The sequence below is a fragment of the Acetivibrio ethanolgignens genome, from assembly GCF_001461035.1.
Taxonomy (GTDB): domain Bacteria; phylum Bacillota; class Clostridia; order Lachnospirales; family Lachnospiraceae; genus Velocimicrobium; species Velocimicrobium ethanolgignens.
The window spans coordinates 1-24,695 of the sequence record NZ_LNAM01000197.1 but is presented as its reverse complement, the minus strand read 5'-3'; the positions used below and the strand labels follow the sequence as shown (position 1 = coordinate 24,695).

Below are 24,695 nucleotides of genomic sequence, written 5' to 3'. Positions count from 1 at the left end.
AAAGGGAGCTGTTTTAGCTCCCTTTTACACCGATTTAGTATTTTTGCACCCCGTCCTTTGTTACTCTTGCCAGTATCAGCTTCTCTGGCTCTGGCTTCTCACTGCTGATAGTGTATGCCTTTACAAGCATATCTGCCGCAGAAGCAAAGCCACTGTCAGATGAAGAGTAGAGTGTAGCGATAGTATCACCTACTGTGACATAATCTCCGGTCTTTTTCTGAATCCGAATACCTGCGGTGAAATCAATCTCACTTTCCTTGGTTTCTCTGCCGGCCCCCAGAACAACTGATGCAATACCACACTGCTCGGTGTTCATGTGAGTGATATAGCCAGTTGCCGGTGCAGCTACCTCATAATAAAACTCTGCTTTATCAAACTTCTCTGGGTTTTCTATGTAGGATTTATCTCCATGCTGAGCCTCTACCATTTCCAGGAACTTTCTATAGGAAGCACCACTCTCCATGGTTTCTTTTGCTTTTTTCATACATTCATCCATACTGCCCTTTTCTGCCAGATACAGCATATTAGCAGCCAGATGGAGACATACCGTCTTTAAGTCCTCTGGACCAGTACCCTTTAGAAGCTCTGTAACCTCCTGTACCTCATTGATATTTCCGATAGCTGAACCAAGAGGTGTATCCATATTAGTAATCAGAGCCACTGTTCTTCTACCGGCACCCTCACCGATATTTACCATGGTCTGCGCTAGCACAATAGCCTCCTCAAAATCCTTGATAAAGGCACCACTTCCCGTCGTTACATCCAAAAGGATGCAATCGCTTCCGGCTGCCAGCTTCTTACTCATAATAGATGCCGCAATTAACGGTACACTGTTTACCGTCGCTGTGGTATCTCTTAGAGCATATAGTTTTTTATCTGCAGGAGCCAGATTACCGGTCTGACCGATAACACTGACACCAATTTTATTTACTGTGTCAAAAAACTCCTGCTCACTCAGAGCAGTTACAAATCCAGGAATGGATTCCAGTTTATCAACAGTACCACCGGTATGGCCTAAACCTCTGCCGGACATCTTGGCTACCTTTACGCCACAGGCTGCCACTGTCGGAGCCACCACCAGAGTGGTTTTGTCGCCAACACCACCGGTGCTGTGCTTGTCAACCTTAATTCCCTGGATTGGAGATAAATCTACCATATCCCCGGAATGAGCCATCGTAAGTGTCAGATTGGTAAGCTCCTCCGTAGTCATTCCCTTAAAATAAATGGCCATCAGCATGGCAGACATCTGATAATCTGGAATTTCACCCTTTACATAGCCTCCGACCATAAAGGAAATCTCTTCCTTAGAAAGCTCCTCGCCCATTTTCTTTTTTTCAATCAAATCGTACATTCTCATATCAAAATCCCCCTTATGCTAGATCATCTGGCCCAAAGCCCAATGGCAGAAGCTCTGCCAGAGTCATTTCCTTATAATCTTCCGGGCTCTTAGCCATAATTACCTTAAATTCCTCCGGTTTACAAAACTCCATCATTACTTGGCGGCAAACACCGCATGGTGCAGTATAGGTTTCGATTTCCTCCTTACCAGCTACAATCGCAATTTTTTCAAACTCAGTGACGCCCTCACTTACCGCTTTAAAAAATGCTGTCCGTTCTGCACAGTTGCTTGGTGTATAACCTGCATTTTCAATATTGCAGCCTAAATATACCTTACCATTTTTGCTCAAAAGAGCTGCCCCTACCTTAAAATGGGAATATGGGGTGTAAGCAAACTCTCTTGCCTTTATCGCCTGCTGAATCAACATTTTATTCTCCATTTTTATTTAACCTCCTCATTTTTAGAGACACAAAGAGCTGCACGACCTGTACGGCGGCAGCTCTTTCTTTATTTTCCATCTTTTATTTCAATTATTTGGATTTCTCATACGGCTTACCATTTGCTGCAGGTACTCTTGCCTTACCAACAAAGAGAATCAAAGCAATGATGGTAACAACATAAGGTATCATAGAAATCAGGTTTGGCGATACCTTGTTTCCTGCACTTGCCAAAATCTTGACACCATTACAGAGACCAAAAATCAAGCATCCAATCATTGCACCCTGTGGGCGGAACTTACCAAAGATAACCGCTGCAATAGCGATAAATCCCTGCCCTACGATAACGATTGGACGGAACTGGTTTACAGTAGCCAGTGTTACATAAGCTCCTCCGATACCAGCCAGGAAACCGGATAAAATAACACAGAAGTAACGCACCCGGAATACATTGATACCCAGAGTATCACAAGCCTTTGGATGCTCACCTACTGCACGGATACGAAGTCCCAGCTTTGTCTTGTAGAAAATAAACCATGCCACAGCTACGGCAATAAAAGCCAGATAAGCAGCAGAATAGGTATTAAATACATTCGACAGGAAGGATCCTGGTTCAAAGACATCATTAAACATCTTTGGAAGCTTCCATGCAGCATCGATTGGCGGTGTATCTGAGGACTGATTAAACATGGCCTTGGATAAGAATATCGCAAAGCCAGGTGCCAGGAAGTTAATCGCTGTACCGGAAATGGTCTGATCCGCACAGAAGCTGACACAGGCGATTGCATGAAGCAGACCAAAGAAGGCTCCTGCCAATCCTCCACAGAGGAAGGCTAGCCATGCATTATGGCTGAAATAAGCAACCACAGCTCCGGTAAAAGCACCAATCGTCATCATACCCTCAATACCAATATTTACAACTCCGCTTCGCTCAGAAAAACAGGAGCCAAGGGCTGCATATAATAGTGGCGGTGTAGCAACTAAGGTTGCATTGATAATAAGTCCAAGATTTTTGATAATTACGTCCATTATTTACGCACCTCCTTTTTCTGACTCATTTTCTGAAGCAAATTTTTCAATACATGGGAAATTGCAATAAAGAAGATAACACATCCCATAATGATATCTACGATTTCTGCTGGTGCATTTACAAGACTTAACTTAGAGCCACCATATTTCATTCCACCATAGAATAAGCCTGCAAAAATACATCCAATCGGACTGGAGGAAGCAATCAGAGCTACTGTAATACCCTGGAAACCGTATCCCTCCTGACCAGAGAACTGACTGATACGCATAGACATACCCATCAGCTGTACAGCTCCACCAAGGCCAGCTAATGCACCGGAAATAGCCATCGCTGTCATAACAGCACGATTTGCACTGATGCCACCATACTCTGCTGCTGATTTGTTAAAACCAACGGCTCTTAACTGATAACCAAGAGTTGTCTTGTTGATTAAGAACCAGATAGCAACTGCTGCTGCAATCGCAAGAAGAATACCCAGGTTAGCACTTGGGCCAAGCTTTTCGGTAATGCTTGGAGGCAGGATAATCTTAGCAGAATCCAGAATATCCTTACTGGCCTCTCCTCCACCTTCTTTATGAATAATCTTGATATTTACAATATAATTTGACAGGTAGAAAGCAATCCAGTTAAACATAATCATAGATAATACTTCATTAATGCCAAACTTAACCTTCAACCAGCCTACTAAAATACCCCAGAGTGCTCCGGCTGCTGCAGCAGTAATAAAGCAGAGCGGAATATGAATGATTGCCGGAACATCTACCATAATACCTACAACACAGGCTGCAATACTTCCTACAACAAACTGTCCCTCTGCACCGATATTAAATACACCGGTTCTAAAGGAGAAGGCTACTGCAAGACCTGTAAAAATGAGTGGTGTTGCATATACGATAGCCCATACAATAAACTTCGGTTTACTGAATACACCTGTAATCAGACGGCCATAGGCCTCTCCCGGGCTAATACCTGCTACTAAAAGCATAATCGCTCCAATAACAAAGCCTATCAGAATAGACAGCAGCGTAAACAATACCTGACTATCCATAAACGATTTTTTACTTTTCATGCTGCCCACCTCCTGCCATCATAAGTCCCAGTGTATTTTCATCTGCATCCTTGCCATCCATACTTCCGACAATCTTACCATCAAAAATAACATCAATCTTGTCAGAAAGACTCATAATCTCATCCAGCTCAAAGGATACTAAAAGCACTGCCTTATTTTTATTTCTCTGTTCTACAATATAACGGTGTACGAACTCAATCGCTCCTACATCCAGACCACGGGTTGGATTTACTGCAATCAGAAGATCCTTATCATTGGTAATTTCTCTTGCAATGATGACTTTCTGCTGGTTACCACCGGAAAGCTGTCCTGCCAGACGGTTTTCACAGCCGCTAGGACGAATATCAAACTTCTCAATCAGTTTCTGGGTCTTTTCTTTAATAGCCTCCTTTTTTAAAATCCCCTTATGAGAATACTCCTCTTCTCCGAAGTTCTGAAGAATCATATTTTCTGCTACAGAGAAGTCTAATACCAAGCCATGCTTCTGGCGGTCTGCCGGGATACTGGATACCCCTTTATTAAAGGCATCTTTTGGTGTACAGTTAAAGATTTCCTCACCGTTAATCTTTACAGAGCCCTTTTCACCTTTACGGAGTCCTGTGATAATCTCTACCAGCTCCGTCTGCCCATTACCATCAATACCAGCAATACCTACGATTTCACCTCTCCGTACCTTTAAATCAAGCCCCTTAAGAATTTCAATATCACGGTAGTCCTTGCCATGGAGATTATTTACCTCAAGAACCACTTCCCCCGGGGTAATCTCCTTCTTATCCACTACAAACTCGACATTACGGCCTACCATCATAGATGCAAGCTCATTTTCATTTACTTCATTTACATCTACTGTATTGATATATTTACCCTGGCGGATAATCGTACAGTAATCTGCAGATGCCTTAATCTCCTTTAGCTTGTGGGTAATCAGAATAACAGATTTACCATCCTTTGTAAGATTACCGATAATCTCAATCAGCTCTTCAATCTCCTGTGGTGTCAGAGAAGCTGTCGGCTCATCCAGAATCAGGATATCTGCACCACGATAGAGTACCTTTAAAATCTCCACACGCTGCTGCATACCTACGGAGATATCCTCAATTTTTGCATCCGGATCAATCTGCATGTTATAGCGTTCTGAAAGCTTAACTACTTCCTCTCTTGCCTTTTTCATATCAAGGGTCATCCCCTTTATAGGCTCCATTCCCAGAACGATATTCTCTGTAACAGAGAATGGCTGTACCAGCATAAAGTGCTGATGTACCATACCGATTCCTAACTCAATTGCTTTCTTTGGATTGTCAATAGCTACCTTTTCTCCGTTGACTAAAATATCTCCGGAGGTCGGATGGTATAATCCATAAAGCACATTCATAAGTGTGCTCTTGCCGGCTCCATTCTCACCTAAAATAGCGTGAACCTCGCCCTTGTGTACGGTCAGATTAATGTTATCGTTTGCCACAAAGCTACCGAATTTTTTTACAATGTTACGCATCTCAATAACAACCGTATCCATTTGGACATTTCTTTGCTTTTCCAAGGCTTTTCCTCCTTTTTCCCATTCTCATTAGAAATATTTAAATTCTTCTAAATAATTATTATATCTGTAAATCCATAGCTTCTGGCAATGGATTTAAGCTCATTCATCAGTGCCTCCTCCGGCACTGTCAATCCCTTCACATAAGCTTTCCTTACCCCCATCGGGCGAAAAGCAATCAGCTTATAACGAATGGACTTCTTTTTATTGTATTCTTCAAAAAACCGGCATATCTGATTAACCGTTTCCTTCGCATCAAACAGTTCCGGTGATATCACTGTCCGAATTTCAAACAGCTTTCCCTGTTCTGCCAAAAAACGGCTTTGCCTCAGTACCACTTCATTCCCCTGTCCGGTAATCCTTTTATGATCCTCCAGAAAAAATGCCTTGATATCTATCATCGCTCCATCCATCACAGAAAGCAGCTCCGGGTCTTTATCAAAGGCATAGCTTCCATTACTGTCAGCTAGCGTTGTAAGTCCCTTTTCCTTTGCCAGTGTAAAAAGCTCCTTTAAAAAGTCAGCCTGCAGTGTACACTCGCCGCCGGACACCGTAATTCCACGGACAAAGGGTATATTTTTTTTCACCTCTGCCATGACCTCTTCTGGTGTCATAAGCTTTGTATATGGGTTTTTCTTTCCTATTGTCTCTGGATTGTGACAATACTGGCAGTTAAAGTTGCAGCCCTGTAAAAATATAGCAGTCCGGTTCCCTGGACCATCTACAGCACTGAAGGGAATAATTTTATTTACTACCGCTTCCATTCTAACGAACCTTTCTTTCCAGAATATGGCTGTTATCAGCGGCTCCCATACCCAGCTTAGTTGTATCCTGAAGCACATTATTACCAGCTCTGAGCTTCTCAATCTCGGAGCGTTTTACCAGATAGCCGGTAATACGGATTACATCACTGTCAGAGGAATAGAAGGAAAGATACCTCACATCCTTTACAAAAGCTCCCTTTACAATATCCACTACATAATCCGGATTCTTCTGAGCAGTCACCTCAACTGGGAAAATATCACCAATACCAGATGGGAAGTACTTATGGAAACGTCCGCAGTGGCTTAAATGCTCTGCCAAGCTTTCCGGCTCCTCTCCAATCGGAATACGACAGCCAGGACTTGACTTTCTGTCACTATCCAAGCCCACCTGAGCATGCATCAGGAAATGTCCTCCTGTAATTCCACAATATGGGTTCTTATGAGCCTCATTAAAGGCACAAATCTGCTCCACAATCTCAACACCTAAATCATCTGCCTCCTGGCAATGTCCATAGCGTCCCTCCTTTCCTTCTTTCTCAAACAGGGCATTCACACACTCCGCCAGTCCTACCATACCAAACATGGCAGTAAACCGATCCTTATGTATAAAACCTTCCTTAGAAAGGAAATTGCTTTCGAAGAAACCACTTTCTTCTACCATAAAACGAATTCTTTCATCCATATATCTCGCCATAATATCCAAGGCATATGGAAGATACTTTTTCTTAAAATCTTCTATGCTGTCAGCTTTCTTTGCCAGATTACCTAATAAAATACGACATAGTGTAAAGGAGCCGCCACCCAGCTTCAGTCCGTTGTAGCAGCTGGCAATCACATAGTCCTCTCCCAGCTCCTTTTTAAACATCCTATGATTGGCAAAGCTTGGCTTCGCACAGGTAAGTGCAGTCTTTGCTGCCAATGCTGCATAATCATCCGGCAAAATATCCGGGTCATACTTAAGAGTCAGATTAGGTACTGCCTGGCAAAGCTCTGCTTCTACCTCCATTATAATGCGGCCAGCCCTTGTATCATAAGGTCCGATATCCGCATGGGAAAAGGAATCCAGTATCGTTCTGTCAATATGGGTCAAGAACAGGCGGATTGCCTTCCTTGCTTCCTCTTCGTCCCTAATAAACGGCTCTAAAAGCTCATCCAGATTACCCACATATACCGGAAAATTCGTAACACTTGGTACATGCTTATAAAAAATCAATAATGCATTGGTAGCCTCCCAAATATCCGTCGGTGGCTTCAGCTGAAGGAATTCACTGCCTTCCTTCATAAACTTTGCATAATCCGGTATAATATACCTTGGTCTTACCGGTGCATGACCTTCACCCAGGTCGCAAATAATCTTCTTTTCCGGCTCTGGATCCATCAATTCTAAAAGTCCTTCCGGTAGCTCCAAAACCTCCATCAAAGAATCTGCCAGATTAGCCATAGCAGCCACCTTCTGCTCATGCGTCAGGGTTCTGTTCTCAATGGTGTTTAAAATCTCTTCTCTTGTCTGGTTTACTCGTTCCATGGAAATATCTCTCATGCTACTTCATCTCCTTTGATAAACACTCTCGTAAAATGCAGTCCCTGCTGCAGCTTACGAAAATCCTTATCCATCTGATTTTAAATACCGCGGGGGCTGTTTCATAACAGCCCCCGGCAGTTAATCATCTACTTTAATTAGTCTAATTCGTAAGCGTCGCCGTACTTAGCCTCAAAATCTGCCTGAGTTGTAGGAACTACAATCTCACCAGCGATAATCTTAGCCTTAGCATCTTCTACAGCAACCTTTATCTCATCTGTTAAGTTGTCTGTTGTAGGAGCTACGTCAACACCAGCACTTGCTAAATCATAAGTCTTAACACCAGACTCAACATTGCCTTCCACGCAGGCCTTAGCGATATCAAAGCAAGCATTATCTACTCTCTTCATAGCAGAAGTAAGAATAGTCTCAGGAGCTAATACACTCTGGTCACTATCTACACCGATAGCCCAAATCTTGCTTTCCTTACATCCCTCAATAACACCGATACCTGTACCACCAGCTGCGTGGAAGATAACATCTGCACCGTTAGTTACCATCTGAGTTGCTGTAGATTTACCCATAGCGGTATCACCAAAGCTGTTAGCATTTACCTGCTGAATTTTGCAATCTGGGTTAGTATCGAGAACACCTGCAAGGTATCCATAACCAAACTGGTTCATAGTTTCACTTGCCATACCTAGTACGAAACCTACGTTGTTAGTCTGTGTAGCCATACCAGCCACAACACCTACCAGATAAGAAGCCTGAGCCTGCTCAAACATTAAGCAGGTAACGTTTGGAAGATCAGCATTAGAAGAATCATCAATGATAGCAAACTTCTGATCTGGATAAGCTTCTGCTGCCTTTCTGGTAGCATCTGCTAACATATAACCAACACAGATAATTAAGTCATATCCTTCATCTACAAAGGTTTCAATGTTTGGAGAGTAATCTGCATCTGTAGCAGACTCTAAATACTTAGCCTCGATGCCTAACTCTTTCTGTGCTCTCTGAAGACCTTCCCAGGAAGACTGGTTGAAGGAACCATCATGTACTCCACCTACGTCAGTAACCATACCAATCTTAACGGTCTTAGCTGGCTCTGCAGGAGCCTCTGTTTCCGGTGCACCACTTGCAGCCGGTGTTTCAGCAGGAGTCTCTGTCTTGTTGCCACAAGCAACCAAAGAGCTCATTGCCATTGTTGCCACCATCAAAAGTGCCAATACTCTTTTTTTCATTTTTTGTTTCCTCCTTCATTCACTATTTGTGATAATTATAAATTATGTGACGCTTGGACCTTTAACATTGCCCCTATATCACACAAATTATTATAACATCCTGTCTTTTTCTTTGCAATGTTTTTCCTGTTTTTTTAGAGCTCCAGAGCAATCTCCATCATCTCCCGGAAAGTGTTCTGTCTTTCTTCTGCCGGAAGAGCTTCTCCAGTATAAATATGGTCAGAAATGGTTAGGATGCAGAGTGCCTTTTTACCAGCCCGTGCTGCATTCATATAAAGCCCCGCCGCTTCCATTTCTACGCAGAGCACGTTCATTTTTTTCCATAAATCATTTGCTTCTGCGTTGTCATCATAGAAAGTGTCAGAGGATAAAACATTTCCTACCACCGTCTTAATTCCCCTTTCTTCAGCAACCTCTACTGCCTTTCTTAGCAGACCATAGTCCGCAATCGGAGCAAAGGTTCCCGGAAGCTTAAACTGGTTTGCGTAATTAGAGTTTGTAGAAGCTCCCATTGCAATTACAACGTCTCTTACCTTGATGTCACTGGAAAGTCCACCAGCAGAACCAATACGGATGATGCTATCCACATCGTAAAAATGAAACAGCTCGTAGGAATAAATTCCGATGGAAGGGATTCCCATACCGCCTCCCATAACAGAAATCTCCTTTCCCTTATAGGTTCCGGTATAGCCAAACATATTCCTGACTGTATTAAAGCATACCGGATTTTCCAGATATGTCTCAGCAATAAATTTGGCACGTAGCGGATCACCCGGCATTAAAACTGTCTTTGCAATATCGCCCTTCTTCGCCGCATTATGTGGTGTTGGTATTCCCATTTCTCATTTCCTCCTTTAGTTTACATAGCTTATAAATATATTGCCAGCCTTCTCGAACTGAGAAGCTGCTGCAGTAATTGACTGCTTAACACTGCCTTCCTTTGGTTCAAACCAGGTCACTGTCGATTCATCATACGCGGTAATTACTACTGGTCTGTTTTCTGCCTTCATAGCAATCACAGCCTTACCGCTACTGATAAAATAAAGCATCTCATCCAGAGTACAGCCTGTTAAATTAATGGGCTCCAAAAGACTGTCGCCAAGTATTTCCGGTATAGAACGGCTGTCCTCGGACAATGCTTTTGCATCCTTTGATACACCTGCATTAGAAAGGAGCATATATAGGCAGGCTCCCTTTGCCGTTATCCCGTCCTTCGTTCTGGTTTGCTTTATATGTCCCAGTGTTTTATGATTGAACCGGCCTCCCCGTTCCCATACCAGGAGGCTTTCATGGTTAAGCACTACTCCCATCTGGCGGTCCGCTTCTATAACAGCCTCTGCCGGCTCATCATAGGAAGCAGTAATTTCACCCAATGCATATACATAGTATTTTTTGATATCCCATTCTTCTTCTGGAAGCCGTAATGTCGTGTCCTCTGAAAGAATTGCATTCTCCGTATACACAACCTTCGGCTGCTCATCCATACTAAAGGTATCCGGCAGGGAAATATAATATTCTGTCTTCGTCTGTTCTGTCACTCTCGTTTCTAAGGCCACCCCAGCAAGGACTTCACCGCCTTGGCTTAAAATACTGTCTGAGGAAATCTCACGATACGGATACCGGCTGTCCCCGCTTTTCTTTACCCGGGTAAGCCTTGCTACATTTTCCTTAACCTCTGCCTTTGTAATATAGATATTCTTTTTTTGATAGGTTTTCTGGATTTTACCAGTTTTATCTGCTATCTCCAGTTCATAAGCAGGTGTATATTCCTCGCCATTTTCAGCCTGGAAGATGTCCTCTGGATGAACATAGCCGAAAATCACGCTACCGCCCATACTGCCAAATATCTTAATGCACTCCCCTTCCGGTGCCGAAAGATTTGTTACATCATCACTTTCCAGGTCGAGAATTGAAATGCTCTTTGATTTTTCAATCTCCGGATTGTCAAGCCAGGCAACTGCTCCCGCTCCCTCAAGTACTGTGAAATTCTCCTCTGTAACCTTCCTTGCCACCGTTTTCAACCGTCGTGCAGCAATATTATATGAATATACTCTGTCATTTACTGTAAAATAAAACACACCCTTTGTGCTTACATAGCTGAAGCCCTCCATATCCTCTTTCAGAATCTGGTAGCTGGCCTCCAGCGGAATATATACACGCTCTTCAATACGGCCACTATCTGCATAAAAATGATACAGAACTAATCCGGTTTTCCCCTCATAATCACCCCTGTTCATATAACCGTATACCGTAAAATCAATATTTCCGCTGTCATCCATATTTAAAATCCGAATACTGTGCTGATCATAAGCATCTCTTAAGTAATCCCCATTTTCACTTAAAAACGAAAATACACAAACTGCCTTATTTTCAGCCAGACTATAGTACCACAGTGCTCCTTCCCTGACAAAGGCCACCTTCGTACTATCTGCATTCGTCATTAAATCCAGATTTTCTTCACTGGCGATTCCAATTTTAAAATCACTTTTTGAAACACTGGTCTTTTCAATATCGAAAAGCTCTTCCATGGTTCTTTCATAATTCAAAAGATAAATCCGGTTACTGGTATAACGGATACGGTAAAACTCTTTTACCCGGTATACACACTGTCCCGATTCTGTATCTGCAGACACAAAATAGTCCAGAAGAACTGCTGCTGTTTCTACATTTATCTCCTTAATGGAAGGAATAATCTCCGTAATCACCTCAGGCTCTAAATTACCCCAGCTCAAATTATCAAGACTGGAATGAATCGTAACCCGGGCAAGGCTTGTATTGTCCTCTGTCTTTGACGGCTCCATATACGCTGCCAAAGAAGCTGCCTTTTTCTTATCCATACTGGACTCATGAAACCTTGCTACAAAGTCAAGCTTTTCCTTTAAGAAAAAATCTGTTTCATAGTACTTAATTCTGGTGTAATAATGGAGCTTCTCTCCATCATCTGTCACTGCCGTAAGCTTCAGGGCATATTCCCTGCTGGTATCCAGATTTGCAGAGAGCTTAAGCTTCGCTGTCTTTACCCCATCGCCTTCCTCCAGTGCACTGATTAAACCGGATTCCAGCACCTGGATATCGCCAGGCTTTCTAACCTCAAATTTAAGCTTCTTTATCTCCCTGCCCTTTTCCTCCAGAAAAATCTCTATGGTCTTTCGGGAGTCTAAAGGAGTAATCGTTTCTCTTATCTTTCCTGCAGCAATATTACTGCTATAGCCATGCAGCTGGTTCATAGCATATCCACCGCTTTTCAGATAGAGAAGTGGAAATGTCGCCTCCTTCATCTTTACCGTATTTTCCAGCGTAATTTCTTCTTCCTTTATGTGCCCGCTCATGAAAAACAAAGCGGCTACAAAAACTGTCAAAAGTATCAGCAGCTTATAAACTCTCTTGTGCATGTGTGCCTTCCTTACCTTTTTTCTATTCCTCTGATATTTTTCTCAATCTGCTTCCGGGGTACCATAATCTGGTGTCCACAGCCCATACATTTCAAGCGAAAATCCATACCTATCCGCAGTACCTCCCATTCTTTGCTTCCGCAAGGATGAGGCTTTTTCAACCTAATAACATCTCCAACCTGTATATCCATAAGAACCTCCTGATATCCTGTACATTTATTATTAAGTATATCACCTTTTTACGGATATTTGTAATTTTTTTTAAAATATACCTTGCTTTTTTCGTTTCACAGGTGTAATATCAAAACTATAATACATAGTTTTGAAAACTACATGTTGTAATATTGTTATTAAATTTGCATATACTACTCTTAATGCATGGATATAGAAAGGAGTTTTTTATGAACAGACAACAAACCCATCTGCCAAAGGATCCAGGAAGCGCCATCACTCATTTTATCGGTATGCTGATGGCTTTATTCGCCGCTACACCATTGCTTATCAAGGCTCACAGACAGCCAGACCCAATATGCACCATTTCCCTTGCCATTTTCATTATCAGTATGTTTTTGCTGTATACAGCCAGTACCCTGTATCACACCTTTGATTTATCAGAGCATGCCAACCGCATACTGAAGAAATTTGACCATATGATGATTTTCGTCATGATTGCCGGCAGCTACACACCGATTTGTCTTGTTGTTCTCGGCGGAAAGCTGGGCCTTAGTCTTTTTCTTCTAATCTGGTGCATCGCCCTGGCAGGCATTATCCTGAAGGCCTTCTGGGTAACCTGCCCCAAATGGTTCTCCTCCATTATCTACATTGCCATGGGCTGGACCTGCGTGCTAGCATTTGCCCCTATTGTAAATGCACTGCCTCCGAAAGCCTTTGGGCTTCTTTTAGCCGGCGGTATCATCTACACAATCGGTGGAATCATTTATGCACTAAAGCTTCCTCTTTTTAACAGCCGTCACAAATACTTCGGTACACACGAGATTTTTCATCTGTTTGTACTAGGAGGAAGTATCTGTCACTTTATTTTAATGTACAATTTTGTCGCATGATATTCAAGGACAGCCGTCCTCTTTTGTGCAATTTTTACATTTTTATTTTTGAAGCAGAACGTTTATATCAGCATTCTGGAACTAAATATTCTATTTTGGTTTTACAATGTCCTTTCGTATACCCAACTCGGCAAAACTTCGCTAGTGTCTATTAATTAACATTATGGATTCTTAATTGCTTCTGGGCAGCTATGATGGTTAATTAATAGACGGGCAGGAGTTGTAGGTTGTTGGAAGTCCGAAAGAATAACCCTAATTTAAAGAATATCAAACACTTCCAAAAAGCATTGTAACATTCTTTTTGTAGCATTTCCTGCAGTATCCATTCTTTCTTTAGCTTCTTTTATTATTTCTGGATGCATTTTTATATATAAATGTCCCATTTCATTATCAAATGAACGCAATGTATCAATACACATTTCTAGTAATTCATCATCTTTTGTATGAAGCAATTTACCTATTATCTCTAATTCCTCTTGGATTATTTGGTTATCAAGACAATATACTAATTTTTTTTTCCATTCTAAGTCTTTATTCAATATATCATTAGAAAGCTTTTCCCAATCATCCTTTGAAAAATCATTCATAATACTTTGTGCTATATGAAAGCCATCATCGTACCACGAATCACTCCATAAATCCGGGAAAACAGTGCTTTTCTTAATTTTAGAAATATTGCCATCTTGTAAATCTTTTACAAATTTTACATTTCTAGTTCCATCTGCATTTACTGACAGTTCTTCCACTGCAAATAAATCATTGCTATTATTAATCTGGGGAGAATGTCCTCCTATCACCTCATTTTTAACAGGACTTTTTCTTTGTCCTTCTAATATTTTTTTCTCCATTTCGGGACTAATTTGAGTTGAATATTTACCACTCTTGACAGAGACTCTTTACTCTTATAATAATCCAAGCCGATGCCTCTCTTTTGAAAAATGAATACACTTCCCAAAGCCGACTTCTGCATCTGCTTAAAATTCTACCACATATTCGACATTTGCTCTACATATTTTCGCCAGCATTTTCTACTACTGGTATTCGGTACTCTGTACCGCTTTTTAACATCCCATAGATGATGTTTATTAATCTTCTGGATATGCAAATCAGCGCCTGCTGGCTGCTCTTGCCCTCTGATTTCCGCTTCTCATAGTACCCACGGAATGCTGGGTTTCTTGGTGTTCCTTTTGAAGATACCTGCACCATCTGGATGACAAGGAAGTATATAATAGCTTGTAATCGTCTGTTTCTCTGCTTTGTGGCTTTATCTTTCCCCCTTTCCATAGGATGACAGCTTGATTGGGGCAATACCAGCAAACTGTGCCAGCTTGTCCTTATTTGGGAATCTGCGGATATCACCGATTTCAGCCAGTATCTTTACTGCTGTGATGATATTTATCTCTGGGTCACATTCACACTGGAATGCTGGAGCAGGAACTACTTCAGATACAAAATAAACCAATACAGCCAAGCACCAGTCATCAATGGCAAGTTCCTAATCCTACACACCTATAGTTCCATAATCCACTACCTGCCACCACAAAAGCCACCAGTACAGCCATAGTTCCTAAACCAGTACGAATAGGGTTCACAAGGTTCATCATCTCGAAGCACCGATAGGCATACTCCCACTGGGAATCACTCATCTTGAAACCTTGTGCCATCATTTCCTTTGCTTTCTGCTCACTCTCCACCATGCTGGCAATGACTTTGGCAACTGCTGGTCTCCACTGCTTACCATTGTCCATATCAAGATACGGCTCAGCTACAAAATGAAGAATGATATCCCTTTCATGACAGAACCTTGCAAAGGTATATATCTGATGCACCGATGCAAAACGATTACAGCTAACGGTATAAACTACATCTCCACTCTGCAGAACCGATATAAGTTCACCAAGACTTCCAGCATTGTAAATGTTATTCCCCCGAATCTTCTTACTTCTGAAAAACACCTTTGTTGTCTCGTCATCAAGTGATGATATAAATCCATAAATCATAAACACAAGCCTCCTTTTCATTGTTGGTTAACTTATGCCTATATGCGTCATTCTGAAAACAGTCTGTAGTTTCCAAAGTTCTTTAAAGTCGGCATGTTATATTTAGAAAAGAAGTTTAACACCCCACCAGTGGTTCATCTTAATTCTTGGTCGCACACTTTATTCTTCAGAAAATACGTAAAAAATCGAACATATACAAAAATTCAAATGCCATGATAAAAGAAATATTCTGCGGATTTAGGGAACTACGCAGTATCGGTTGATGAGCAGGTTGTTGAAGATATTAGTTGATTTGATATTCCAAAAATCAGAATGAATCAAAACAGAGATGTTATATTAAGAAGTTCAGATTAAGATTGGAGAATTTTGATGGTATCAACGGATGATGATTTGAGATTGCTGGGGATTATCCTTCATTCTCTTAGTTGTCTGTATTCATGAGACCCCAGCGAATTATTTGTAAGCTGTCTGTGAATGTCATAATCCATCTTGAAGTGAAACTTAATTACGAATAATTCTTAGAAAATAGTTAGATTTCTAAAGTAAAAAAGGCTCCTGCAATATCTTTGATAACAAAATCAAAAGAATTCGATACCGTCTTTATGACAAAAATCTGTATGTTATTTACCGCCTTTCGAAGCAATATTTGAGTCGAAATTACCGCTTTTTTGAAAGAAATTTGAGATTAGATTACTGCTTTTTTGATTTTTTTGTATCTGAAATACCGCCTTTTATATCAATTTCTTCATTACATATACCATTTTTTATATTTATTTTTTAATCACTGATATCGCTCTACTCTTTCCGTCCTCAGGGAAACCCTCATCTTGTCAGCAATGCAAAACAGACTATTCTATGCAAAGTAGGCTGAGTATGACTGGAATCGTATTTTTCCTCTCTGAGGGCAAATAAACCATCAAGGAGACGGAAAGATCATGGTAAGAAAGGATATCAAAATTCAAATCAACACAATTCTATGGGAGAATGCCGTTAAAAAGATTGAAACAGACTTTGGAAAGAAATATACAAAAACAGATTGTATGTTAATTATTATGTTACTGGCTCTATATAAAAAGAAGAACAAATTACACAGTACAGACAATCTGTATCTGGCAGTTAATCATCCAGACCAGCTTGCTCCATCTGCATATAAATCCATGACGATTGCTGTTTATGATGGATTACTGGATAGGTTGCAGGAACAACATCCAGCTTTTACATATAATCAACTGATAGAGTCTGCACTTGCCGACTATCTGGTTCTACCCATAACATTTTATACTGACTGTATTTCGCCACTCTACACTATTGTTGGTTCAAAGAATCATACAATGCAAGTAGCAACTGCTGATGCTGTAGATGCAATGGAAATCCAACATGAGTCTTTTACACTGATTGATGGGTGCTGTGCTACTGGTTCATTATTTTGGGGATTAAAAACATATCCTTGGAAATCTGTTGTCTTAAATGACCTTAATCCTCTAAGAACCAATTTTCTGAATGTGCTAAAAAAAGAACCTTTGAAGTTGATTAAAAAACTTCTTGAAACTAACCTCTCATTCATCGAACAGCCAGAAACCAAGAATCCAAAGTTATCTGCATTCAAGAAAGCAATCAATGATTATGCAGAAAAGCGTGTGAATTACCACAAGGTTGACTGTGATATCGATATTGCTTACAAGATGTTCATCGTCCAGTGTATTGATAAGACAATAGTGGAAAGGGCTGGTAAAATCATGGAGAGAATCTTCAGATTTTTACCAGCACATTTAAAACTACAGAATGCTATCATTACCCAGCAGGATTGCCTCGGATATTTAAAAAACGATAATACTGAAAAACTGTTACTTCTAGATGTGCCATACATCGGTTCAGAGCATACTTGTGCTGTTACTAGTTACAAATATCAGCCTTTCCACCAGAAAGTAGCTGAATATTTACAGAACGCTGAATATCCATTTCTATATTTCTGCCGAAGCACACCGCCGAAATCAGACAAAACTTCTACCAGAGCTGATGCGGAACATATTATGAAAATGAAACTGGGATATCATTTCATAGATAAAGGGTATTATTTCCAGAAAACCTTTCTTAAGAAAGACACTGAACTGATAATCAGCAATCAGCTTTATGATGAAGAATCTCAATTTCAGTGGACTTCATTAGAACAGGAAATTATATAATCTTCCCCACTTCCTCTGCTAATGGAATAAAATCAACTGTATCACCTACCTGTTTATAAAGTGAATAATATGTAGGCGATACAGTTATTTTTTTGAAAAAGAGATTTAGGGAATTGGAAATCCTAAAATATAACCATTATTAAATTTAATAAAAGTATTCCTCAACTTTTTCACAATGTTGTAAGGTATTCATTCCCATATATTTTTTACATTCTTGAAGCTTATCATGTCCCTCATCCGCTAATTGTTCCAGTATTGTAAAATCTAACACTTCTTGCACTTTAATATCTTGACAAATTGCCATTTGCTCCATAAAGCAGAAAATTTTTTGTATTACCGTATCTTCTCGATTATCTACAATACAAAGTATGTAAGGAACAACAATCATACCAAAAGACACATGAATCCCAACCGTATCATCAATAAAATTTTCCACTTCTTTCTCCTCACAAAAGCCAACACTCTCAGGTACAGCCGCTTTAAATTCCGAATACAATTTACCATAATTCATAATTTATCACCTACCTAATGCGCTATTTAAATCGTCTAATAATCTTGTAGCTAAAGTCCTGTCGGTGTCACTTAAATTTTGTGTCAAAATCTTGTTTTGAATATAACTTGCCATGTCTATTCCTTTTTGAACATGAGAACCACCATTCTTTCCAAGCATAATTCCTGTCTCCTGTTCAAATCTAATCACATCTGCAGTTCCACCATCCCCTATAAATGACTTTCCTCTATATAACTGTTTTATTGCATTTTTCAACTGTGGATTTTCTGCTTGGCTCAGTAATTCCTCTTGTATATTCGTACCAATCCAATCCTTATATTGACTTGGTAATACTTTACCATTTGGTCCAACATAATAGTCTATAGCATTACTACCACTCTTGACAGAGACTCTTTACCCTTATAATTATCCAAGCCGATGCCACTCTTCCGAAAAATGAATGCACTTCCCAAAGCCGACTGTTTCATCTGCTAAAAATAATATCACATATTTGCCATTATTACTATACAGTTTCGCCAGCATTTTCCACTACTGGCATTCGGTACTCTGTACCGTTCTTTAACATTCCATAAATAATACTGATTAATCGTCTTGAAATACAAATCAAAGCCTGCTGGCTGGTCTTACCTTCTGCTTTACGCTTCTCGTAGTATGCACGAACTACTGGATTTCTCGGTGTACCTTTAGAGGATACCTGCACCATCTGAATCGCAAGAAAGTAAATCGTAGCTTGCAATCTTCTGTTGCCTTGCTTTGTAGCAAAATCCTTACCTTTACCACTGGATGATAAATGAAGCGGTGCAATACCAGCAAACTGTGCCAGTTTATTGGCATTGGCAAAACGTTTGATATCACCGATTTCTGATAGAATCTTCACTGCTGTGATAACATTTACCCCTGGGATTGTGGTAAGTGTACAACCCAGCATTTTATACATCTTCTCTAACATCTTATCTACTTCAGCCAGCTGTTTGTCATAGTGCTGTAAATCGCTGACAATACTAAGGGTTACCATATCTCTTGCATCTTGGAAGTCATTATTTTTGACTTTGTCACTGGCAACAGCATCCAGGATTTTCTCGCAGGTCTTGGTGGAACATTTATTGTGACTGACAGGAACAAGTTCCTCACGCAAATCCTCAACAGTCTTACCCTTTAGATACTTTCTTGATGGGTAATGCTCCCAGAAATACAGTGCAGTAGGTCTGCTGATATCATTGAAAAACTGCTTGTAAGATGGATATGCGATGCATAACTGTTCATGCAACTGGTTAACCAGTCTGGTTCGCTGTTTCATGATATTATCCCTACGATGCACAAGCTGACCAAGTGACCAGTATGCATCATTCGGACACGCATCTGGAAGTTTATCAAGCATATTTAGAGTTGCAAGGGCAATGGCTTCTGCATCATCACTGTCACTCTTTCGATACATGGCACCTCGGTGTTTCGCCTGACGATGTGAAATAGCGGTATTAACATCTTTTACAAGACACCCCTTATCAATCAGCCACACCGCTAAAGGTCTGCCGTAACCATATGCATTCTCAAGACCATAAACTACAGCTTTTCCATCAGTATTACATTTCTTTACTTTAGTTACCAGCTTAGGAAAATCGGCTGGTCTGTTGGCCAAAGTAATCTCGCCAAGTTTGTTGTTATAGCAGTCAATGATGACTGCGGTGTGGGTCTCCTTATGTAAATCAATACCCACATAAATAAAATCCTCTTTTGTCATAAAAATCAACTCCTATCTCTCAAGTATTCTTTGCGTAAGACATGGCATTCATATTTTGTCATTCAAACCTTATCAAAAGTTTATATGTCTCACTTGAATAGCAAAATAGTGGCAATCTCAACTTTTAAGCATCTGTCTCGGAATTACGCATCTTTTCAGCAACCAAGTGTGCAAGAGTGGTACAGCCTATCCATTTCTGGTCAGACGCAAAATATTCCAAACAGAATACCGCTGACTTTCATGGAGATGGATACTTCCTGCAAGAAATGCAGGACTTACAAAAGTCTTACGAATTGCTTCTGTAAGTGTCGTGATGTTAACTCTGAATACCATCGTATTCAAGTTAATTCTGCTTTCTCTTAAAAGAAAAAGACATTGTAACCATACCCCAAGTCCCATATACTTTCATCGATGTAGATTTACCAGCTGAGCTGTTTCAAAGGCATTTTATACACACCATATTTCCAGCTAATGGATTTGTGCCACCAACTCACATGGTTATCATTGTTATTCCTGCTAAAACATCTTCCCGTATCAAATAATCCATCTTATCAACACACACATTTCTTGCTACCAGAGCAAAAGAAAACTGCACCCTACTGACAAAGTGCCATATAGGATGCAGTAATAAAATAATATATTCTCTTTTTCGCCCATTCTACCCAAGACAGACATTCTTCTGGATGGCTTCTTCCAGTTCCTTACTACCGATACCGATATATCTCTGGGTCACATTCACACTGGAATGCTGGAGCAGGGTTCTGACCAGTTCGATATTGTAATGATTGTTCACATACACGTTAGTGGCGAATCCTTTGCGGAAACTGTGAGAACCTACCCCGTTAAGAGCCAGATAAGAGCATACTGCCTTCAGATGCTTCAATACTGCTCTTTCTGTAATCGGAAATAATCTTGCACTTGAAGAGATACCATGAGCATAAGCATAATCACGCACAAACTGATACACTTCATTCGGTACTGTGAAATTTCTGTATTTGCCAGTCTTCTGCTCATATATATCCAGACGATACCGACTGCCATCTTTCACAAAACTGTCTACCTTAAGTTGCAGGATATCACCAACACGCAGACCAAGATTATATTCCAGTACAAGAACTGTGGCAACCCTCCCATTGGGCTTAGACTGCACACCTTCATGCACAAAACCATTCTTCATGGTGGCTATAATCAGCTTGTAGGTATCTTCGTCTATTGCTCTTGTTCTCTTATTCATTACACCAACTCCAATCAAATATCATCACAGACCAACCAGTAAAGGTCAGCCAAAATATGCCAAGTTCCAATAACTACACCCAGATAGTTCCTAAAATTCGCTAACGATACCACAGAACCCACCAGTATAGCCATAGTTCCTAAACCAGTACGAATAAGAACTATAATCCCAAGCCCCAGAAAGCCCAAATTTCGATTTTTGCCCCACGGTGGCAGTAGTACGCACCAAAGCCAATAAAACGCACCGTAGGGCATTGTGTGCAGGCGTGAGGGGCAAGCCAAGCGGAAACCGCAAGACCATACCCCAAAGGCAGGAGCAGGGCGAAAGAACCACCCTACACATTTACCCCAGAACCAACACAATACGCACTGCCAAACTTACCAGTATCAATCAGCTACCACGCCTCAGTACACCATCCGCAGAAAACAGATGTGCCAGAATATCAAGGTTCATCAACTCAAAGCACCGATAGGCATACTCCCACTGGGAATCACTCATCTTGAATCCTTGTGCCATCATTCCCTTTGCTTTCTGTTCACTCTCCACCATGCTGGCAATGACTTTGGCAACAGCTGGTCTCCACTGCTTACCGTTGCCCATATCAAGATAAGGCTCTGCCACAAAATGAAGAACGATACCCCTTTCATGACAGAACCTCGCAAAAGTATACACCTGTCGCACCGATGCAAAACGATTACAGCTAACGGTATAAACTACATCTCCACTCTGCAGAACCGATGTAAGTTCACCAAGACTTCCAGCATTATAAATATTATTCCCACGAATCTTCTTACTTCTGAAAAACACCTTTGTTGTCTCATCATCGAGTGATGATATAAATCCATAAATCATAAACACCAGCCTCCTTTTCATTGTTGGTTAACTTATGCCTATATGCGTCATTCTGAAAACAGTCTGTAGTTTCCAAAGTTCCTTAAAGTCGGCAGGAAATGTTTAAAAGATTTGTTTAAATTTATACACTTTTTTCATCTTATTTTTTGATACCACACTTCTTACTTCTGAAAATACGCAGAAAATCAAGCATATACAAAAATTCAAATGCCATGATAGAAGAAATATTCTGCGGATTTATGGAACTATGCAGTATCGGTTGATGAGCAGGTTTCGGGGGATATTGGTTTGATTGATATTAGAAAAATCAGAATGAATCGAAACAGACATATGGTGTTTGAATGCTACCATTCTGAATAAAATCCCGAAACAGATTACCACTTTTTAGACTTTTTTCTTATAATACCGTTTATCTACCAGATTGCCTTTCTTGTCAGCACCGATGGAATAAGTCTCACGATACACCAGCTTAGCATCTCCCACACGAGCCATAGCTTCTTTATTTGTCAGTTCTTCCACTACTGGCTTTTTCATTCCTCGACTGGAAGAAAACAGATTCATACCTCTAGGGTAATATTTCAGTCTCTCACCTTTTATAAATTGCTTCGTTACACCATCTACCAACTTTTCTACTGTAGCAGGTTTATCAGTATTATCTTTATCTTCATCTTCAGCATTATCATCTTCGTACTCGATGTCACTTAAATAGACTTTAAAATATAACGCAAGACCATCCCCATCAAAAACTTTATGAGTGAAAGTGATACCATGACTCCATAGTTCCGTAATCGTATCGTTTTCGATAAATGGAGCAGTATCTTCAAAAATTAACAAAATGTGCAGATGCCACGAATTGCCATGACTTTCCCCCTGAGGTTCTGCTATTGTGATATAGTTGAAAGACTGCTGACCAGAACTAATTTCAATCTGCTTGGCAAGATATCTCTTGAGTTTTCGCAGGAACAACTTTGCATCCAGAAAGGCTTGTTTGCCATCAGTCATCACATTTTCATAAGTAACCGTAATCCACTTACACTTGGCAGGGTCTGTGGCATTGCACCGTATTAAATCCATTAAACGATTAATACTTTTTCGCACACTCTTTGGAGACTGGTATCGACTTTCGGATTTTTTCTTCTGCTTTACCTCACCAGTACGAGTATCAAGGTAAGTATCTTTTGACAGATTACGGACTGTGCAGGTTTTATTATTTCCAGCCGTAAACTGGACAACTGAAGTGTTACCAGCAGTTTTCAATTTTACTTTGGTTAAATCATGTAGTTTCACGTCAACTTGATTCATTTTTCTTACACGCATAAAAACGCACCTCTTTCGCAACAAAAATTTGTTTTAAAAGAAGTGCGTTAATATCAGCATTTTGGAACTAAATATTATGTTTTGAATTCGGATGTCCTTATGTGCACCCAGATGGCAAAAAATTCGCTAGTATCTATTAATTAAAATCATGGATTCTTAATTGCTTCGCAACAGAGCCATGATTGTTAATTAATAGATACATGTAATGGGGGAGGGTTTTGGTTGTCCTTATGTTGATACATAATAAATAAAAAGAAGAAGAGTGCATCCTCTACCAGCCGTTACAAAAGGTAACCTCATAAGAATTACCGCTTTTAGGACTTCTTTTTATGTAACTGATACCGCTCATAAAACAATGTATTTGTTCAATTTGATACATTTCATCTGAAATTATTGTCCATTTGTCTGAATAGATTATGCCCCACATCTACGGTATCCTGTGGTTCTGAAAGGAGGTCACATGTAAATGAATATTGATTTTTGGAATCTGCTCTATAACCATCTAGAAGAACGTCAGCATGACAATATCTACCAGAACGTAATGCAAGATGCTGATTATCTGAAGTTTTCACAGCAGGAGCAGGAATTATGTTCCCAATATGAAAACCTTAATTTATCTGATGACCAGAGAAAAGTTATACTCAACTGGATTGATACTATCAATGCAATGAATGAAGCCTATACCACAGTTGTCTTCCGTATGGCGATGCAGTGTTGTTTCGCACTGCTTTTGGAATTGACGGATTTGAAGTAGCAAATACCACATGTAGTAAAAAAGCCAGCAGAAAATCATTATGATTACTCTTGCTGGCTTTTGCCAAACTCTTACTCTAATAGTTGTTTTACATATTGTGCTTTATTCAAAATACTTTCCTCAGAGAAAAACATATTTGGAATTTTTAACTCTTTTTCGTCATCAGAAAATCTACCTGCCATTTCACACAAATCTCCAAATTCTTTATTCTCCAGTTCAGACAACTGCTCATAGTCAACCTCTAAATCATATACTCTTGTAAATTCTGAACAAAATGTCTTAACCTGATATGTGCCATCTAAAACTCCATTAATCAGATAGTATAACTGCTCTTTTTCTGTCATGCTTCTTCATCACTCCTTCTTCCTTACTTAGGTATTGCTGGCAAGTTTCCCATTGCTTTTCTTGCATACTCAAAGTGATACACTGTATTAGAAATTTCATCATACAACACTTCCAAATTATACATTTTTCCATTTTTATACATAGTTGTATAATACATCGTTGCGTTTGAACCTCTAGGGTCTGGCATAGCCTCTCCATATCTAATTGCATCTTGCAATGTTTGTATCGGAACTTGTCTTCCGCTTTCTCCCATATGCTCTAATGCTCTGTTAGAAAAGTTTAAACCATCATCTAAATTAGATATTCTACCACTCTTACTACCACTCTTAATCCCAATTTTGCTATCAATTTTAATTGCCTCTCTAGTTATAT

General features: G+C 40.2%; 26 protein-coding genes and 1 pseudogene. 3 read left to right on the top strand and 24 right to left on the bottom strand.

What is annotated here, in order from left to right; translation table 11 throughout:
- Window positions 1-34: 34 nt before the first annotated feature.
- The 11 genes from ASU35_RS15490 to ASU35_RS15440 form a co-directional block, all read right to left on the bottom strand.
- Window positions 35-1,357 (bottom strand): pyrimidine-nucleoside phosphorylase, encoded by a 1,323-nt coding sequence (locus ASU35_RS15490; RefSeq protein ID WP_058353883.1) that lies wholly within the window; start codon window positions 1,355-1,357, stop codon window positions 35-37.
- Between the two features lie 13 nt (window positions 1,358-1,370).
- Window positions 1,371-1,778, bottom strand: coding sequence for a cytidine deaminase (gene cdd, locus ASU35_RS15485; RefSeq protein WP_058353882.1), 408 nt, complete (start codon window positions 1,776-1,778; stop codon window positions 1,371-1,373).
- A gap of 91 nt (window positions 1,779-1,869) precedes the next feature.
- Complete coding sequence (locus ASU35_RS15480) at window positions 1,870-2,805, bottom strand: ABC transporter permease (RefSeq protein WP_058353881.1); 936 nt, start codon at window positions 2,803-2,805, stop codon at window positions 1,870-1,872.
- Window positions 2,805-3,875, bottom strand: a complete 1,071-nt coding sequence (locus ASU35_RS15475) for an ABC transporter permease (protein WP_058353880.1) — start codon at window positions 3,873-3,875, stop codon at window positions 2,805-2,807. Before ASU35_RS15475 ends, ASU35_RS15480 begins: the two co-directional genes overlap by 1 nt.
- On the bottom strand, window positions 3,865-5,388 hold the full coding sequence (locus ASU35_RS15470) for an ABC transporter ATP-binding protein (protein ID WP_058353946.1): 1,524 nt from the start codon (window positions 5,386-5,388) through the stop codon (window positions 3,865-3,867). Before ASU35_RS15470 ends, ASU35_RS15475 begins: the two co-directional genes overlap by 11 nt.
- 71 nt (window positions 5,389-5,459) lie before the next feature.
- Window positions 5,460-6,173 (bottom strand): radical SAM protein, encoded by a 714-nt coding sequence (locus ASU35_RS15465; protein WP_058353879.1) that lies wholly within the window; start codon window positions 6,171-6,173, stop codon window positions 5,460-5,462.
- A 1-nt stretch (window position 6,174) separates the two neighbouring features.
- Complete coding sequence (locus tag ASU35_RS15460) at window positions 6,175-7,713, bottom strand: YjjI family glycine radical enzyme (protein ID WP_058353878.1); 1,539 nt, start codon at window positions 7,711-7,713, stop codon at window positions 6,175-6,177.
- A gap of 137 nt (window positions 7,714-7,850) precedes the next feature.
- Window positions 7,851-8,933, bottom strand: coding sequence for a BMP family lipoprotein (locus tag ASU35_RS15455; protein WP_058353877.1), 1,083 nt, complete (start codon window positions 8,931-8,933; stop codon window positions 7,851-7,853).
- A 134-nt stretch (window positions 8,934-9,067) separates the two neighbouring features.
- The gene (gene deoD, locus ASU35_RS15450) at window positions 9,068-9,772 is read right to left on the bottom strand and encodes a purine-nucleoside phosphorylase (RefSeq protein WP_058353876.1); all 705 of its coding nucleotides are present in this window, start codon (window positions 9,770-9,772) and stop codon (window positions 9,068-9,070) included.
- Between the two features lie 15 nt (window positions 9,773-9,787).
- A complete protein-coding gene (locus ASU35_RS15445; RefSeq protein WP_058353875.1) occupies window positions 9,788-12,325 on the bottom strand; it encodes a hypothetical protein in 2,538 nt (845 codons plus the stop codon).
- Window positions 12,326-12,336: 11 nt separating this feature from the next.
- Entirely contained in the window at window positions 12,337-12,516 is a 180-nt protein-coding gene (locus ASU35_RS15440; protein ID WP_058353874.1) for a DUF951 domain-containing protein, read from the bottom strand.
- 210 nt (window positions 12,517-12,726) lie between these two features.
- Here ASU35_RS15440 and trhA point away from each other — a divergent pair, with 210 nt between their 5' ends.
- Window positions 12,727-13,389 carry a PAQR family membrane homeostasis protein TrhA gene (gene trhA, locus ASU35_RS15435; protein WP_058353873.1) on the top strand — a complete coding sequence of 221 codons (663 nt, stop codon included), beginning with the start codon at window positions 12,727-12,729 and terminating at the stop codon, window positions 13,387-13,389.
- A gap of 257 nt (window positions 13,390-13,646) precedes the next feature.
- Here trhA and ASU35_RS15430 read toward each other — a convergent pair whose 3' ends face one another.
- The 4 genes from ASU35_RS15430 to ASU35_RS15415 all read right to left on the bottom strand — a co-directional run bounded on the left by ASU35_RS15430 (window position 13,647) and on the right by ASU35_RS15415 (window position 15,389).
- Window positions 13,647-14,237: an EndoU domain-containing protein gene (locus ASU35_RS15430; RefSeq protein ID WP_083504342.1), complete on the bottom strand. Its 591-nt coding sequence runs from the start codon at window positions 14,235-14,237 to the stop codon at window positions 13,647-13,649.
- Window positions 14,238-14,394: 157 nt separating this feature from the next.
- Complete coding sequence (locus tag ASU35_RS18915) at window positions 14,395-14,673, bottom strand: hypothetical protein (protein WP_242861299.1); 279 nt, start codon at window positions 14,671-14,673, stop codon at window positions 14,395-14,397.
- On the bottom strand, window positions 14,654-14,860 hold the full coding sequence (locus ASU35_RS18910; RefSeq protein WP_172794659.1) for a transposase: 207 nt from the start codon (window positions 14,858-14,860) through the stop codon (window positions 14,654-14,656). The genes ASU35_RS18915 and ASU35_RS18910 overlap by 20 nt, the downstream gene beginning before the upstream one ends.
- Before the next feature lie 10 nt (window positions 14,861-14,870).
- Complete coding sequence (locus ASU35_RS15415) at window positions 14,871-15,389, bottom strand: hypothetical protein (protein ID WP_058353872.1); 519 nt, start codon at window positions 15,387-15,389, stop codon at window positions 14,871-14,873.
- A gap of 935 nt (window positions 15,390-16,324) precedes the next feature.
- Here ASU35_RS15415 and ASU35_RS20325 point away from each other — a divergent pair.
- Window positions 16,325-17,572, top strand: a complete 1,248-nt coding sequence (locus ASU35_RS20325; protein WP_242861298.1) for a DNA adenine methylase — start codon at window positions 16,325-16,327, stop codon at window positions 17,570-17,572.
- Between the two features lie 145 nt (window positions 17,573-17,717).
- Here the strand turns inward: ASU35_RS20325 and ASU35_RS15405 are convergent, their stop codons facing one another.
- The 7 genes from ASU35_RS15405 to ASU35_RS15375 all read right to left on the bottom strand — a co-directional run bounded on the left by ASU35_RS15405 (window position 17,718) and on the right by ASU35_RS15375 (window position 23,224).
- Window positions 17,718-18,083, bottom strand: a complete 366-nt coding sequence (locus ASU35_RS15405) for a DUF7674 family protein (RefSeq protein ID WP_058353871.1) — start codon at window positions 18,081-18,083, stop codon at window positions 17,718-17,720.
- Between the two features lie 6 nt (window positions 18,084-18,089).
- Entirely contained in the window at window positions 18,090-18,338 is a 249-nt protein-coding gene (locus ASU35_RS15400; protein ID WP_058353870.1) for a hypothetical protein, read from the bottom strand.
- Window positions 18,339-18,585: 247 nt separating this feature from the next.
- A complete protein-coding gene (locus ASU35_RS19430) occupies window positions 18,586-19,821 on the bottom strand; it encodes an IS110 family RNA-guided transposase (protein ID WP_058353869.1) in 1,236 nt (411 codons plus the stop codon).
- Window positions 19,822-20,007: 186 nt separating this feature from the next.
- Window positions 20,008-20,220, bottom strand: a complete 213-nt coding sequence (locus tag ASU35_RS15390; RefSeq protein ID WP_058353868.1) for a hypothetical protein — start codon at window positions 20,218-20,220, stop codon at window positions 20,008-20,010.
- Window positions 20,221-20,479: 259 nt separating this feature from the next.
- Window positions 20,480-21,055, bottom strand: a complete 576-nt coding sequence (locus ASU35_RS15385; RefSeq protein WP_058353867.1) for a tyrosine-type recombinase/integrase — start codon at window positions 21,053-21,055, stop codon at window positions 20,480-20,482.
- Between the two features lie 390 nt (window positions 21,056-21,445).
- Window positions 21,446-21,907, bottom strand: coding sequence for a hypothetical protein (locus ASU35_RS15380; RefSeq protein ID WP_058353866.1), 462 nt, complete (start codon window positions 21,905-21,907; stop codon window positions 21,446-21,448).
- A 384-nt stretch (window positions 21,908-22,291) separates the two neighbouring features.
- Window positions 22,292-23,224, bottom strand: a complete 933-nt coding sequence (locus tag ASU35_RS15375; RefSeq protein ID WP_058353865.1) for a rolling circle replication-associated protein — start codon at window positions 23,222-23,224, stop codon at window positions 22,292-22,294.
- Window positions 23,225-23,690: 466 nt separating this feature from the next.
- Here ASU35_RS15375 and ASU35_RS15370 point away from each other — a divergent pair, with 466 nt between their 5' ends.
- Complete coding sequence (locus ASU35_RS15370; protein ID WP_058353864.1) at window positions 23,691-23,978, top strand: hypothetical protein; 288 nt, start codon at window positions 23,691-23,693, stop codon at window positions 23,976-23,978.
- A gap of 71 nt (window positions 23,979-24,049) precedes the next feature.
- Here ASU35_RS15370 and ASU35_RS15365 read toward each other — a convergent pair whose 3' ends face one another.
- Both ASU35_RS15365 and ASU35_RS19775 read right to left on the bottom strand, forming a co-directional pair.
- A complete protein-coding gene (locus ASU35_RS15365) occupies window positions 24,050-24,322 on the bottom strand; it encodes a hypothetical protein (RefSeq protein ID WP_058353863.1) in 273 nt (90 codons plus the stop codon).
- A 23-nt stretch (window positions 24,323-24,345) separates the two neighbouring features.
- Window positions 24,346-24,695, bottom strand: a pseudogene (locus ASU35_RS19775) (T7SS effector LXG polymorphic toxin); the annotation flags it as partial.

What these genes read in the sequence shown, in the direction of transcription:
- cdd (WP_058353882.1), bottom strand. Translation starts at nt 1,778, where the DNA reads ATGGAGAATAAAATGTTGATTCAGCAGGCGATAAAGGCAAGAGAGTTT.
- ASU35_RS15455 (WP_058353877.1), bottom strand. Translation starts at nt 8,933, where the DNA reads ATGAAAAAAAGAGTATTGGCACTTTTGATGGTGGCAACAATGGCAATG.
- ASU35_RS15390 (WP_058353868.1), bottom strand. Translation starts at nt 20,220, where the DNA reads ATGGGACTTGGGGTATGGTTACAATGTCTTTTTCTTTTAAGAGAAAGC.
- ASU35_RS15490 (WP_058353883.1), bottom strand. Translation starts at nt 1,357, where the DNA reads ATGAGAATGTACGATTTGATTGAAAAAAAGAAAATGGGCGAGGAGCTT.
- ASU35_RS15365 (WP_058353863.1), bottom strand. Translation starts at nt 24,322, where the DNA reads ATGACAGAAAAAGAGCAGTTATACTATCTGATTAATGGAGTTTTAGAT.
- trhA (WP_058353873.1), top strand. Translation starts at nt 12,727, where the DNA reads ATGAACAGACAACAAACCCATCTGCCAAAGGATCCAGGAAGCGCCATC.
- ASU35_RS15440 (WP_058353874.1), bottom strand. Translation starts at nt 12,516, where the DNA reads ATGGATATACAGGTTGGAGATGTTATTAGGTTGAAAAAGCCTCATCCT.
- ASU35_RS15405 (WP_058353871.1), bottom strand. Translation starts at nt 18,083, where the DNA reads ATGAATTATGGTAAATTGTATTCGGAATTTAAAGCGGCTGTACCTGAG.
- ASU35_RS19430 (WP_058353869.1), bottom strand. Translation starts at nt 19,821, where the DNA reads ATGACAAAAGAGGATTTTATTTATGTGGGTATTGATTTACATAAGGAG.
- ASU35_RS15415 (WP_058353872.1), bottom strand. Translation starts at nt 15,389, where the DNA reads ATGATTTATGGATTTATATCATCACTTGATGACGAGACAACAAAGGTG.
- ASU35_RS15375 (WP_058353865.1), bottom strand. Translation starts at nt 23,224, where the DNA reads ATGCGTGTAAGAAAAATGAATCAAGTTGACGTGAAACTACATGATTTA.
- ASU35_RS15430 (WP_083504342.1), bottom strand. Translation starts at nt 14,237, where the DNA reads ATGGAGAAAAAAATATTAGAAGGACAAAGAAAAAGTCCTGTTAAAAAT.
- deoD (WP_058353876.1), bottom strand. Translation starts at nt 9,772, where the DNA reads ATGGGAATACCAACACCACATAATGCGGCGAAGAAGGGCGATATTGCA.
- ASU35_RS15460 (WP_058353878.1), bottom strand. Translation starts at nt 7,713, where the DNA reads ATGAGAGATATTTCCATGGAACGAGTAAACCAGACAAGAGAAGAGATT.
- ASU35_RS15445 (WP_058353875.1), bottom strand. Translation starts at nt 12,325, where the DNA reads ATGCACAAGAGAGTTTATAAGCTGCTGATACTTTTGACAGTTTTTGTA.
- ASU35_RS15480 (WP_058353881.1), bottom strand. Translation starts at nt 2,805, where the DNA reads ATGGACGTAATTATCAAAAATCTTGGACTTATTATCAATGCAACCTTA.
- ASU35_RS18915 (WP_242861299.1), bottom strand. Translation starts at nt 14,673, where the DNA reads ATGGAAAGGGGGAAAGATAAAGCCACAAAGCAGAGAAACAGACGATTA.
- ASU35_RS15465 (WP_058353879.1), bottom strand. Translation starts at nt 6,173, where the DNA reads ATGGAAGCGGTAGTAAATAAAATTATTCCCTTCAGTGCTGTAGATGGT.
- ASU35_RS15385 (WP_058353867.1), bottom strand. Translation starts at nt 21,055, where the DNA reads ATGAATAAGAGAACAAGAGCAATAGACGAAGATACCTACAAGCTGATT.
- ASU35_RS15370 (WP_058353864.1), top strand. Translation starts at nt 23,691, where the DNA reads ATGAATATTGATTTTTGGAATCTGCTCTATAACCATCTAGAAGAACGT.
- ASU35_RS15475 (WP_058353880.1), bottom strand. Translation starts at nt 3,875, where the DNA reads ATGAAAAGTAAAAAATCGTTTATGGATAGTCAGGTATTGTTTACGCTG.
- ASU35_RS20325 (WP_242861298.1), top strand. Translation starts at nt 16,325, where the DNA reads ATGGTAAGAAAGGATATCAAAATTCAAATCAACACAATTCTATGGGAG.
- ASU35_RS15470 (WP_058353946.1), bottom strand. Translation starts at nt 5,388, where the DNA reads ATGGATACGGTTGTTATTGAGATGCGTAACATTGTAAAAAAATTCGGT.
- ASU35_RS15380 (WP_058353866.1), bottom strand. Translation starts at nt 21,907, where the DNA reads ATGATTTATGGATTTATATCATCACTCGATGATGAGACAACAAAGGTG.